The sequence below is a fragment of the Pseudoalteromonas luteoviolacea CPMOR-1 genome (assembly GCF_001625685.1).
GTDB classification, from domain to species: Bacteria; Pseudomonadota; Gammaproteobacteria; order Enterobacterales; family Alteromonadaceae; genus Pseudoalteromonas; species Pseudoalteromonas luteoviolacea_K.
The window spans coordinates 45,484-59,025 of record NZ_AUYC01000025.1 but is presented as its reverse complement, the minus strand read 5'-3'; the positions used below and the strand labels follow the sequence as shown (position 1 = coordinate 59,025).

12 protein-coding genes and 1 pseudogene are annotated in these 13,542 nt (G+C 39.6%); 3 read left to right on the top strand and 10 right to left on the bottom strand.

Translation table 11 applies throughout. The features are described 5' to 3' along the window. The first annotated feature begins 10 nt into the window (after positions 1–10). Positions 11–535 carry a hypothetical protein gene (locus N473_RS10040; RefSeq protein ID WP_063367795.1) on the top strand — a complete coding sequence of 175 codons (525 nt, stop codon included), beginning with the start codon at positions 11–13 and terminating at the stop codon, positions 533–535. Positions 536–711: 176 nt separating this feature from the next. On the opposite strand, the gene N473_RS10035 is transcribed toward N473_RS10040, so the two are convergent. The 7 genes from N473_RS10035 to N473_RS10010 all read right to left on the bottom strand — a co-directional run bounded on the left by N473_RS10035 (position 712) and on the right by N473_RS10010 (position 6,502). Beyond that, positions 712–921, bottom strand: coding sequence for a cold-shock protein (locus N473_RS10035; protein ID WP_023398163.1), 210 nt, complete (start codon positions 919–921; stop codon positions 712–714). Between the two features lie 252 nt (positions 922–1,173). Continuing rightward, on the bottom strand, positions 1,174–1,317 hold the full coding sequence (locus N473_RS26485; protein ID WP_196766392.1) for a hypothetical protein: 144 nt from the start codon (positions 1,315–1,317) through the stop codon (positions 1,174–1,176). A 23-nt stretch (positions 1,318–1,340) separates the two neighbouring features. Then, entirely contained in the window at positions 1,341–1,619 is a 279-nt protein-coding gene (locus tag N473_RS26480) for a hypothetical protein (RefSeq protein WP_196766391.1), read from the bottom strand. Positions 1,620–1,662: 43 nt separating this feature from the next. Then, a complete protein-coding gene (locus tag N473_RS10025) occupies positions 1,663–2,325 on the bottom strand; it encodes a C39 family peptidase (protein ID WP_155735570.1) in 663 nt (220 codons plus the stop codon). A gap of 276 nt (positions 2,326–2,601) precedes the next feature. Then, positions 2,602–4,230: a methyl-accepting chemotaxis protein gene (locus N473_RS10020; RefSeq protein ID WP_063367793.1), complete on the bottom strand. Its 1,629-nt coding sequence runs from the start codon at positions 4,228–4,230 to the stop codon at positions 2,602–2,604. Positions 4,231–4,780: 550 nt separating this feature from the next. Beyond that, positions 4,781–5,134 carry a DUF5329 family protein gene (locus N473_RS10015; RefSeq protein ID WP_063367792.1) on the bottom strand — a complete coding sequence of 118 codons (354 nt, stop codon included), beginning with the start codon at positions 5,132–5,134 and terminating at the stop codon, positions 4,781–4,783. 159 nt (positions 5,135–5,293) lie between these two features. Then, entirely contained in the window at positions 5,294–6,502 is a 1,209-nt protein-coding gene (locus N473_RS10010; RefSeq protein ID WP_063367791.1) for a hypothetical protein, read from the bottom strand. A 530-nt stretch (positions 6,503–7,032) separates the two neighbouring features. On the opposite strand from N473_RS10010, the gene N473_RS10005 reads away from it, so the two are divergent. After that, positions 7,033–8,730: a serine hydrolase domain-containing protein gene (locus tag N473_RS10005; RefSeq protein ID WP_063367790.1), complete on the top strand. Its 1,698-nt coding sequence runs from the start codon at positions 7,033–7,035 to the stop codon at positions 8,728–8,730. A gap of 61 nt (positions 8,731–8,791) precedes the next feature. Here N473_RS10005 and N473_RS10000 read toward each other — a convergent pair whose 3' ends face one another. Then, positions 8,792–11,323 (bottom strand): ABC transporter permease, encoded by a 2,532-nt coding sequence (locus N473_RS10000; protein ID WP_063367789.1) that lies wholly within the window; start codon positions 11,321–11,323, stop codon positions 8,792–8,794. After that, a complete protein-coding gene (locus tag N473_RS09995; protein WP_063367788.1) occupies positions 11,320–11,970 on the bottom strand; it encodes an ABC transporter ATP-binding protein in 651 nt (216 codons plus the stop codon). The genes N473_RS10000 and N473_RS09995 overlap by 4 nt, the downstream gene beginning before the upstream one ends. 389 nt (positions 11,971–12,359) lie before the next feature. Between N473_RS09995 and N473_RS09990 the strand changes: the two are divergent. After that, a pseudogene (locus tag N473_RS09990) lies at positions 12,360–12,644 on the top strand (DUF805 domain-containing protein); the annotation flags it as partial. 211 nt (positions 12,645–12,855) lie between these two features. Here N473_RS09990 and N473_RS09985 read toward each other — a convergent pair. Continuing rightward, positions 12,856–13,221 (bottom strand): outer membrane protein assembly factor BamE, encoded by a 366-nt coding sequence (locus tag N473_RS09985; RefSeq protein ID WP_063367787.1) that lies wholly within the window; start codon positions 13,219–13,221, stop codon positions 12,856–12,858. Positions 13,222–13,542: the final 321 nt, after the last annotated feature.

Below are 13,542 nucleotides of genomic sequence, written 5' to 3'. Positions count from 1 at the left end.
GGGGCATAGAGTGGCGAAAAGGCTTTTTTTGTTATCTATTTTAATAGTCATTAATACTGCTTGTTCAATAACAAGAGATATTGATGAATTAGGAGTCGTTGTCAGTGCGCAAAATGGCTCTGACTTTATGGTAGGAGCCGTTCAGTTTGATGATGGTTGGTCGGCACCCGCAGGGTCAGTTGGTTGCTGTTGGAAAGATGGTGGAAAAATGTCATTTACTTATGATATCCCATTTCCCAAAAAAGTCTTTGTCGCATGGTATGACATGGAAACCGACCTATTCAGGGTAGGCGAGGCAACAATAGATAACAAAGCTGGCTACGAGTTTATAAAAGAGATGAAGCCTTTTATAGACCGCAGAACTGGTCAGTATAAAGACAGAAAATTACCCTACCTCATCGTGGCCATGAAGCGAGATGGCTTGATAAAAGTGTGGATATCGAATGCGCCGGGCAATTACCTCGGGCGGCAAATTCTAGAAATAGGCTCAGGCATGGCACAAATTAAGGCACTTCCACCTGAAGAGGAGCGTTAAAGTCAATCGATATAATGGGCCAATATATGCAAATAGAGTGGCTAAGAAACTATCAGTAAAAGTGATTTAAATTGAAGGTGCTAGAACTAAGAAAAAGTAGAAAGAGGAAAGCAAGAAATTAGAAGAGAGTGTGAAATAGCAAGGTGCAGCTTGATGCCGCACCTAGACATAACTGATTAAAGTACAGTTACGTTTTCAGCCTGAGGACCTTTAGCGCCCTGAGTTACTGTGAAGCTTACTTTTTGACCTTCAGTCAAAGTACGGAAACCTTCAGACTGGATAGCTCTGAAGTGAACAAAAACGTCGTCGTTACCATTTTCTTGTGCAATGAAGCCAAAACCTTTTGACTCGTTAAACCATTTTACAGTGCCTGTTACTTGAGACATAAATTACCTATTTATATAAAAATTAAAAAAAATGTGTACAGTATCGGAAGTAAAGTGAGTGGCTAAAATTAGGTTTTATGACAAAAACAGAAACTTAAGCAAACAACAACAAATAAATCAAATATCTTCATACGCTGCGTAGGATACACTGAAATTCTGTTTTGTCGAGCTTTTTTACAAAAAAACTGTTTAAAAAACACCCGAATTTTAATCTTTCCTATTCATTCCTTAAATAAGGGCTTAAAAACCCCATCACGCGGTCTGCATATCTTGCCAACTCATTATAAGTTGCCCCTGCCCTGTGAGCTGTTCATCGTCTTGTGCAATAATTTCAAAACCTTGCTGCTGATAAAGTACCACGCTCGCAACAGTACGCCGATATACAGATAGCGCCAAGGTATTGCGTCGAGACTTTGCATCTATAATAAGCTGCTTACCCCTTGGCCTTGTTTTTCTGGTAAATCAAAAATTGCCGCAAGGGTGTTCTTTGCCAAAGCATAAAAACCGATGATTTCTTGATTATCCAAATACACATAATTATCTGAACTAGGCAAATACACCTGTCGCATAGTATCGAGGTGCTCACACCAAAAACGCTCTGGCACAAAATGATGTGCTTGCTGAGACGAAGCAAGCCACACCATCAGTACAGGTTCAATATCGAATGCCAGACCTTTTCTAACCATACTAATCTTCATGGTAAGCGCATTGATACCTCAATCACTCACGCTGTCTATATACTCAAAGTTCAATATTTATTTTTTTACGCTCAGTATTAAATGCCAAAGCATAATATCGTAACCTAGGATGTTCCACGTTCCATAAATTTAAAAACTCTTCATACGTTTGCACTACACGTCGAGCGCCCTTAGCATCATTTAAATACACTAGCCGTTTAGCTTCGTCATAACCAACAACAACACGGTAATGACTTTGGGATTTTGGAAGCTCCCAATATTGAAACACGATAACAGGAATGCCACTGGCAATATAAGCCTTGATATGATTGAACAATTGCGCACGCTTTTCATCAATATCGTCAGCATTATCACGCACTTTGTCTAGTGTAATGCTGCGTGTTTTGCCAAAGCGCTGCAAAAAACCTTGTAAATAAGTCACCTTAGTCCCTGGGTAATCTGCCCAATTACGTGGATAATTGTTTAATACACCTGAGCGAACAAAAATTGGCATGTCTTCGTACTGATTTAAAAGAGACTCCGCAATATCATATTGTGAATAGCCTTTTATTCCCCAATACTTAAAAATCATTTCGATGGTTGCAGGGCCGCAAAGTTTTTTCCCTTGCTCAACCAAGGGTACGTTTAACACGATTTTTTGAGAGTTTTTTGCATTTATAACAAAAGAAAAGCTCATTAAAAATAATACAAATACCCACCTAGCCACACTGCACCCTTGATTTAACTGAAATATTCAAGAAAATTAATAAAAACCGAATAATACAAAAAACAAAATAATCCATTTTATTAAAATAAAATAACCATTAAGAAGCACTCACCATAAAGCTAAATATTGTTACTAAATATCTATTAAACGCCATCAACATTAAAAACTTGAGTACATAATAAAAAAGCGAACCATACTATGGCCCGCTTTTAAAATACTAGTCTATTAACTTAAAAAATTTAAATTAACCCATTTTAGGTAATTAAACTGTGTAGTTTATAGCTTAAACTGCTCAACACTTGCTTTTAACCCATGGGCAAGCTCACTGATTTCATGACAAGCTTGTGACGTTTGATTAGCGCCTTCAGTCATTTCAACCGCGGCAACATTAATATTTTCAATATTGCGATTAAGTTCTTCAGATACGACAGACTGTTCATTACATGCCGCTGCTATTTGCGTGCTCATTGCAGCAATACTGTCTATCTCTTGCTCAATTTGAATAATGGTATCGCTGACAGTCTCTGTTTGCTGCACGCACACATCGATGCCTTTTTGACACGTTCTGGTCGCCTCGCCCGTTTCTTTCGATTTAGACTGCAAATCACTCACTATCTCAACAATCTGAGTTGTAGAGTCTTGTGTACGCTGTGCTAAAGAGCGGACTTCATCCGCAACCACCGCAAAACCGCGCCCTTGTGCCCCCGCTCGCGCCGCTTCAATCGCGGCATTTAATGCAAGTAAGTTAGTTTGCTCGGCGATTTCACGAATAACATCCACCACAACATTGATGTTTTGTGAGTTCTTTTCTAGATTATGGGCTAAATCCCCCGCGTGAGACACAGTATCTGCAACGCTAGAGATCTGCACAATGTTACTTTTCAGTGCAGCACTGCCTTCACGAGACTTAACATTGGCTTGATTGGCAGACTCAGCGCCCATTTCTGTACTTTTTGCCACTTCAGATACCGCAGCCTGCATCTGCGTCATAGCAGATGCTACTGACTGTAACTCATTTTGTTGATTCTGCATGCCTGTGGCATTTTGAGCCGAGATCATATTCACTTCTTCTACGGCTGTTGTCAGTTGGATAGCGCTATCATTTATCTTCACAACAAGGCTATTTAACTGTTCACGCATTTTCTCCAAAGACATTAGCAAAGCGCCAAGTTCATTATTACCTACTGAGCGTATATCAATACGTGAACTTAGGTCACCATTGGCAATGCTACCAGCTAGATCTTTCGCCTTTTCTAGAGGCTTTCTAATTGCGCCGCTTAGGGCAAAGCAAATGAGCGCAATCATCACAGCAGATACAAATATACAAACCACTATTACGGTGATCACTGTTTTTACTGCTCGTACAGCTGATGTCTCGGCCATGCCCACATTATCGCTATTAATTTTGTTCAGCTTGCTCAATTCATCCATAGCTTCTGAGTAGAAGTTATAGCTGTTTAAAACAATTGAGTTAGCTTCACTCACTTGGCCACTTCTTACGAGTCTATCAAAGCTTGATGTTGCCGATGCATACTTGCGCCATGCTCGTTCAAAAGCTTGAAACTGCATACGCTCTTGGTCTGAAACACTTAAACTACTGTATGCTTGGATCTTATTATCTAGACCAGATTTCAAACCACCTAAATCAACTATCCATTCATTGATATCTGGGTGCTCCGAATTTGTGACAATCAAAAACTCATCTTTTCGAATGGTTGCCATCTCAATTTGCAGATCTTTTACTATCTCAACCGATGGAATGCTGGTTTGTACAATCAGTTCAAGGTCATCATTGATCCCCTTTAAACCATTGTAGGTCATCAGGCTCACCCCGAAAAAAACCATAAAAATCGATGCAAAGCTCAACCCAATTTGCTTTGAAATAGACAAGTCTTTAAGTGCCATATGCTGTTTATACATCCCTAAGTTAATGATTACCGTAAAGCACAAAAACCAGTAGAAAGCGTTAAGATTTTGCTCTTTACTGGTTATGAGATATTTGAATAAATATGAGTGTTAACCTCAAAGTGTATGTACCAGAGGTAACGTATGAGACTTAGCTTATAGGTCAGCAAAGTAATACAGCTCTTTACTGACGAATTGAAGTGCCCTTTTATTAAAATACTTTTGCATACAAGTGCTTAATTAAGGGCACATTATAATTTAAGCAAATCAAAGTTGGAATAATTTAGTTATTAATATTTATATATTTATGTTATTAAATTACTATAAAACATAAAAAACTGATCATAAAAGGATCAGAAAGATTAACTGAGAAAAGTAATTTTTAGCTTCCCATATATAATTTGTTGCATTATAAATAGTTGTAATAGGTACAGTTACAATACCATCGCACCTATTTCAGAAAATAAAAAAACACAAAAACAATAAAAAGGAATTATAAATTAAGCTAGAGTAACCCTTCGCTGTATAAGTTATCGCTTTTTTCTCTGTGCTATTTTTTCTGCTTTCTAAACGCCTTGAGCTCCATGAGTAACCACTCACTACTCTTTATTGGTTTATTATTACGGCAATGAATAAAGTATGGCTTACCAGACAAGCTACTTTTGGAGGCCGTTAAACTTATAAAGTCTTCCGCCGATTCAATATCATCTTGATAGTAATGATACTTTTTACTAATGTGCTGCTTAGCATCATATGCTGAATGTAGTGACCCATTGCGCTCATACTGACAATGAGACGTTTCAATGAAGGTCAATAAATGCTGTATTTCAGCCACTGTTGAGGCAGCGGTTTTTAGCGAATATGTCGCACTCCACAATATAAATATTACCAAATAAAACTTCATTACTTTCCTAAAAGTTCACATACCTAGTTAAAATAAATATTATGACACTTTGCATAAATATGAAGAATTAGACGTTATAAAAAGCTAAATAGTTGCACTGAGTTTAAAATAAAAAGCGCAGCCAGTTGGCCGCGCTTAGTTGAGGCTATAAAACTTAATTTATTGAACGCTTACTACACCTGTTTTTGTGTTGTAGATAATGCGACCTGCTTCACCGGACGCATAGCCGTAATAGCAAATGCCTTTGCTTGCTTTAACGACTTTATATTGGCCGTCAGCAGTAGAGAAATACCATTTTGTACTGCCATCAGCTTTTTTCCGGCCTTTCCCATTGCGGTTTAATACATACTGATGGTCTAGCATGTTATTCCACATCCGTGCACAGCGATTAGCGTTGGGGTTTTTAGTGAACTTGTTGTGCTTGTTCAACTTATCTTTTGACTCAACAGGGAAGCCCTCTGCATTAAAGTTAAAAGTACCATCTTTGAATCCAGCCAAGTTTGCGATTTTGCCCTCGACCGCCTCACCTCGCCAATACTGATTGGCTTTGTTGACTTCTTGCTGCAACGCGTTTGCAATAACAGGTAAGGTATTTCCACACCCTTGTACATAAGTCAAATCAGCGATATGTTCGGGCCCATCCATCAAATAGGTGGCCTGCGCTGTTTGAGTATCTAGCGTGTATATTTTAGCTGTCTCGCCGCTGTTTCTCGCAGACACATAAATCACACCATTCTCATCCACAGCCAAACCCGAAGCCCAGTTTAAGTTGTGCTCACCTATTTCATTGAGTGTCATTGATGCTTCGTCCAACACATACAAAGCTTTCGCGTTTAACACATAGACAACATTACCATCTGCCGAGTAGGCAATATCGCCATGATCAAAGTCATCGTAGCTTGCATCGTCTGACTTCATTTTTCCAAGCACTGTTTTTTCACCTGTTGTCAGATCAAATTGATACAGGTAGGTTTGGCTTGTAGCCAGCAGAAAATCACCGGATGGGGAAACTGCTGAGCGCTTTATGGGGTAGCTTATCGTGTCGGCCACTTCGCGTTGCTGCATGGTTTGCATATCAAACTCATACAATTTCGAAGCATTTGTTTCACTGTCTAAACGTTGCATAGCGTAAAGCTTTGAACCAGACCCAGCTAAGTTACTTGAAGCGAAAGATGCGCCGGGTACCTCTCGGCTCGTTTTAGTGCTCGTATCGATATGAAAAACCGCGCTCTGCCCATCTGCTGCGAACCTGTCAATTGCAAAAAGTCCCTCTAAACAGGCGTTATCGTCAGCTAATACAGAGAAACTGGCTGTAAGTGCAAGTGCTGCTGCACCCAGCTTAGTTGCTATGCTCTGTGTTCTTGTCATAAATACACCATTGTTTAAGTAAGTTAAACGTACTCATGCAATAATTACACCGTAAAAATAATATCTTTCACACTTCTTTGATAGCTATGGGTATTTTATTTCAACCTCATTATTAATTTGCTTATTTCACTGAAAAATAAAATCGACGACAGTGTTAGTGACAAATTGATGTCAGTTCAGCAAGCAGCCTACATACTTATAAAAGTGCTAATTCAAAAAACACTAAAGCATTGAATAAATTGCTTATATATTTCGTTCATCTCATTTTTAGCGTATTACTCACTGATTCTCAGCATGATTGAATTATTTTTTCATTTTGCAAATTGCAATTCGCAAAATGAAAAGATTCCTAAAATGCAAAAAACAAAGCCAAATACTTTTCTACTCATTCTATTTCCAACTCAGGTAGTCCATCAAGATTGAGATAATTGCATTAATTTTAATCGTACCTTTATCGTCTACAGATCGAGTGACACGCCTTTTTTATAAAAAATGTCACCACGACCCAAAATCAATAAGTAAGGATTACCATGAAAAAAATCACATTGCTTGCAAGCTTAATCGCAGGATTATCACTGAGTAGTTATACGTTTGCTTTGGACCAATCTGATATACAGACGATCTCTCAACACATCGAACAACGCTTAGCTGAAGGAGAAACGACCGGTATCTCTATCGCAGTGGTGAAAGACAATTCGCCAATCATATTAAAAGGCTTTGGACTTGCGAACGTAGACACACAGCAACTTGTGACCCCAGATACCCAGTTTCGAATTGCCTCTATCACAAAGACCTTTGTCACATTGGCTGTTTTGAAGCTAGTTAACGAAGGAAAGCTTTCTCTTGATGACAGTGTATACAAATACCTATCTGACTTTAAACCCAAAATTCTTCCCAATAACAATGGTCAACTAACTGTTCGAGACCTCTTAACCCATCAAAGTGGTATCCCAACGGGTTGGTACCGTGGTGATGAGCCAACGACGACGCCTATTAAAGACCTTAATTCATTGACAACGCTACTAAGCAACGACTACCTAGTTTGGAACAGAGGGACAATTTCTGCGTACAATAACAATGCATTTGGATTAGCAGGTTTATTGGTCTCCAGAGTAAGCGGGAAAAACTGGCAGGACTACTTGCAATCGGAGTTCTTCACGCCGCTCGCAATGCATAATACCTTGAGTCATTTACCAAACGGCCCACTGCCAGAGCACATGGCACAAAGCTATGATGGTAATACGCAAGAGCCTAAGTTTGCCTCTTTGCTCACACCTGCTGGCGGTATCATCTCGACAGGCAATGATATGGCTCGCTACATGCAAGCAATATTGGATAGTTGGAACTATGACAGCCACGCGATATTACCATCTCAGCTCATTAAACAAGTTCGTAATTTGCAAAATGATCATATCCAGTTAGACGGTGACCACGAAATGGGATTAGGCTTCTTCATTGACCATTTTAATGGCCACATTGCAATTAGTCATGATGGCAGTTACCAAGGCTACGAAAGCATGATGTATATCGTGCCCGAACTAAACTTTGGCGTATTTGTCACAACGAATAACAGAAACGGCGACGATACGGTTTTCGATATCGCCGAAATGGTGACAAACATGGTCACTCAGTCCGTAAAAGGACCATTTTTAGAAAATAAAAGCACTCAAACATCTTCTTCTCAGTCACCCCAATCGAAAACACTAGAAGCTGGTTTTTATACTGGTAGACGCAACATATTCATTGAGAAAACACCCAATGGAGAATTCGTCATGTTCAGTCCTGGACAAGCGATTAAACAGCTCAAACAAGTTGATTCAGACAGCTACCAGATAATCGGTGAAGAAGGCGATGTAAGGATCAAGCTGACTCAGGCTATTGATGGGTTTCGCTTTACGTACAACGGGAAAGACTCAGCCAATGTTTTTAGCAAACTCGTTACAACAAAACTGACTCCTGAGCTAGAAAAGTTATTGGGCTATTACCAAGTTGAAACTACCAACCCTGAGATAGGTGATATTGAGTTAAGATATTCACCAGAGTTTCAAGCGCTGCTAGCCGTGTCTGTCAAACATGGATTTGTACGCGCTTTGAAAGTGGTTGACGAAAACCTGCTTCAAGTTCAAGGGTATGGGCGTGGGATTGGCACTGTATTTGACTTTCAAGAACCAAACAAACTAAAAGCACTGGGTTACCGATTTAAAAAAATAACGGTGCAGATGCAGTAATTGCTAACATCTAAATAAAAGGACCTCGTGGTCCTTTTATTATCTTATCTCAGAACAATTTTCATCCACGCTGTTCAAGTAAGGTCACCACATTTTGCTTGAGTTGCTTGCGGCTTAAGAAAATCCCACCCAACGCTATGACCGCAACGATAGTGATGGCCTCAACTAAAAGCATGAAATCGTTTGGTCTGTATGGCATACCAAAGCCTTCTTGGTAAATCTGCCCAATGAATAAATAAATCGACGCCAATGCGCACGCTACTGGTATCATTGTCAAAATGGTCCATTCGACTATTAACATATTTCGGCTTTGCTTTTCTGACAGCCCAAAGCTTAATAGCAAGCCATTTTTGAGTTTATCTCGCTGCAAATGTGTTTGAATTGAAGCAATGACTAATAAGTTACTCATCAAAGCGATAAATATTCCGTACGCTAAAGTCAAATAAATGAACGTTTGCACAGAACTTCGCACTCGGGCAATTAACTCCTCGACACGTAGCATGCGAATATCTGGGTGTGCCTGCCAGATCTCCCCGAGTTTTGCTAACCCTTGCTCAGGCAAATCGACGCTTCCCATAAAATAAGTTGACTCACTTGCCACAGGGACACTCGATTGATGAACCACAAACCAAAATGTGATCATGTCTGAGCCAGAACGATAATGGTGTACTGTAGCAATGTAGAATTGTTGACTCGTATTGCCTACCTGCATCGTGAGCACATCCCCTAGTTCGAGGTTCAGCTCATCGAATACCTCTTGCTCCATTGAAATGGCAGGCACGTCAGTCTCCACTTTTTGCTGCCATTGGCCTGCAATCACATTTATATTGTCGGGCTGTGCCGCTTGCCAATGTAGATTGATATTTCTCTCAAGGCGAGACTTGGAGTCGCTCGATGGGGCATCTATATCAGTCAATAAAACACCATTAACATGCGTTACTCTGGCGCTTTGAAAGGCCTTAAATTGCTTAACATCCCCACCATGCTGTGATGTAAACTCGGTCAATGCCTTTTTTTGAGCAAGGGTCGCTTGTGTGACAAAAATATTTCCTTGATCTGCAAACAGCGCCCTATCAAGCACCTCACTCACATCTTGTCCTACCCGCAAGCATAAGAGCAACAGTGTCGCACTTAACCCCAAAGCCAATATTTGCACTGTCTTGACGCGCATACGTTGCTTCATCAGTAACAAAACAAAAGCCAAAATACCACTTTTACCGGCCAGTGTTTTATTGGCAATACTCAACCCACCCCATGCAAGTATCAACAATAACAATAAACATACACCAAGACCAGACAGTAAAAGCCCAGTTAACACCCAATTATCCGTATTAAAAACAACCACAATCAATAGTGACAGTAGTGGGCACAAACCACTAATAATAAATGCTATGGCGCCATCTTCTCTCTTTTCCAGTAAATCTCTTACATTGCTTCGGATCAATCGGATCCAACTTGGTATAGTCAACAAGCTATACAGAAGTACGCTCATCAAAAGAGCTTGCCCTACGCCTGTCATATCCCACATCAACTCAAACGTCGCAAAAAAACGTTGTTGGATAACCTGCTCCAGAATCATCGAAATGCCAATAGCCATAAAAACAGCAGGAACAAAGCTAATAAACAAGATACTCGCCATTAACACAAGCACCAGTATCGGAACTTGTTCACGTTTAACGCCATTTGCCAACATCACAGCCAGCGCCATTTGCAAAGGTTCTACATGACTCCTTTGACTGAGCCAAAGACACAAACATGTAAGTAACACAATCACAAAGCTAATTAGACCCATAAAGTTTTGTACACGCTTCCAAGCATGTGCCATTGGGTAATTATCGAGTAATTTACTGATCACTTTTAGGTCTGCACTGCTTACTTGCAGCTGATTTAACTCACCCTGCTTGAAGTCATGGCGATGATTAAGTAACACTTGATAATCAGTGGGTGACAAAGACAGATTAGCTAAGCTTTCTTGTGCAATCATCGCGCGCCTATCGCTGCTGTAGCCTTGAATGATCCTGTCGGGCTCATTCAACAGAAAAGCACTGACCAAAAATAACTCGCGACCTAAATATATTTCATTACCGACTTTCACGTTAAGTGCCCGTGCTAAGTGCGGTTCAAGCCAAATTTCGCCCACATTTGGACCAGTTGACACTTTCAAAGGTGAAAGTAATTCATTATTAGATATAGTGACTTGACCGTTGAGCGGATAATTTTGATCGACGGCTTTTAACTTCGTATGGCTATACGCTTCGCCATGATTCAATGTTACTTCATAGCTATTAATGTAACTTTGTGAACTTGCGTGTTGGCGTATCCATTGCGACTCCCGATTGTGCCAAGCACGAGTTGCAGTTAATTGCGTATCTGCGCCGAGCATTGTTTGTAGGTTATGATTTAGATATGCGTCAACGCCCTGTCCAAGTAGACTTGTTAAGCTTAAATACAAAAATAATAACGCCAAACTCAATAATGTGATCAGGTGTTTACCTTGTTTCACTTGTATCAATAACAGTTTCACAAGCAGCTTACTTGTCGCGCCAAGCTGGCACTGTTTTTCAGTTTTATGCAGTGTGCCTAAGTCAATCATAATTTCAACGCTCCATTTTCTAAATCAAATGTCCTGTCTAATTTGGCGGCTAAGTTCAAATCATGCGTTACAACAATCATGGTAGTACCAGCTGCTTTTGCACCTCTACGCATAAGCTCAAACACGTGATCAGCGGTCTTGTGATCGAGATTTCCTGTTGGCTCATCCGCAAATAAAATTTGTGGTTCACTGCATAACGCACGTGCTATGGCAACACGCTGCTGCTCTCCACCACTTAACTTTGTGACAGGCTGCTTAGCTTGTGCTTCTAGATCAACCAGTTTGAGTTTTTCAAATGCACGTTGCTCTGCATCTTTCTCTCCCCGTAACAACAGCGGTAACGCCACATTTTGCAAGGCATTTAGTTCAGGTAGTAAGTGAAAATGTTGAAAAACAAAGCCTGATACACAATGGATGTTCTCAAGTGTTAGGTTTTGTTTTTTATAACTGATCTGGCCTGTTTGTATGACTTCCAGGCCAGCAAGCAATGAAAGTAAAGTTGATTTCCCTGAGCCGGATGCACCGACAATAGCAACATGCTCCCCGGCCTCAATTGACATTGAAACATCCTTTAATAGATGTAATGTATCACCATTCACCAGATTAATCGTGTGCTCCAAATTGAAGACATCCAATTTAACACCCATGCTCACTCCTTAATACGTTTAAGCTAATTTATGGCTTTAGTGTCGAATAAGTGACGTGAAACGCATGTGAAAAAATCAAACTGTGACACATACAGAAGTAGTTCTGTGACCTCCCCCCCCAGCAACAACATTGATGATTTAATACCTGCTTGATGAGTTTTCGCACAACGCTCTGATTTTTCTGAACGAACTTTTGTGACAACAATTAGATTGATTTACTTTTAAACATAGGTACAACACAAAGTATTTTCTCATATTTACAACAATGTGCGCAGAGGCTTACCAAGTAAGGCCTGTTTTCCCAAAAGAGGAAATAGTAATTAAATTTAAGGAACCCACAATGGAATGTGTATATATCGGTCTTAAAAAGTTAAGCAGTATTCGAAGGAAAAGCGAGAAGAAAAGAGTTTTGGATGTTCTCTTTATTCAACGTTATTTTTTCAATCGGATTAAGCTTATTCGATTACATATTAGGCACGGCATTGCTAAGTTTTATTTATGCAGTCGTCGTTTTTATACCTAGCCTCGCAGTCAGTGTTCGACGCCTGCATGACACTAATCGTTCTGGATGGTGGGTATTTATTGCAGTAATCCCTGTTATTGGCAGCATTGCATTGATCATATTTGCTGCTTTTTACCATCAGTACAGTCTGCTTAAAATAGGCACCGATTAGAGTAGAGAATGCGAGATAAGATAAAAGTTCAGCTACGGTAATAGTCACATCACTCTTAAACCCAGAATTTTTGTGTTACGTATTCAAAATTTAAATCCGCCACTGAACCAAATAAGTAAAATAGATTATTAACATAAGTATATGTCGAGGTTCAAAACCAAAATCGTCGCTTGAACAGCAAATCAAACGACGAGAATAGTCAATTCAAAATTTAAAAATGCGACGATCCACTCTCAATTTCTCTGAATGACATACCGCTCATAATACCGTCTTTACCAAAGCGGATAGTGACGTGTTTACTCGTTCCTTTGGAACCACCCGCGTATGCACCAGCAATCGGTACGTAATTTAGGCCACTACTTTTATTTTCATGGAAATAATATTGCCATGCAGTTTCACCATCTACCAAGTCATCCATACCACTTGGATCTCCAATGGCCTCTCTTACATCTGCTTGAGTTGTTTCACCTTTTTTAAACGACTTAACGACGTCCATATCAAAGTCTTTGCCACTTTGAGTACTGCTACAAGCGGCTAAAATAAATGTGGTAAAAAATATGATGAGTAAGTTCTTCATTTATCTTCCTTTTTAAAGTTCGTCCTATACTCGTAAGTCGGTTATAAATTATAAGACTTAAGAGCAGGCGCATTATCTGCGCATTTAATGATCATTTCAATGCTTTTTACTTATAAAAAAGTCTTATAAACTGAATTTTTCTCAAGATAAATTAACACTGAAAACTTGAAAACATCTTTATAAAATAATTAATACCTAAAAAATCAACAATACATTATCTGGCTTACCCTTCACTATAAAATCTAACCATCGATTAAATAAAGCCAATGAAGATATAACCCGGATTTTCAACCAATTATTTTACTAAAATACAAACCAATG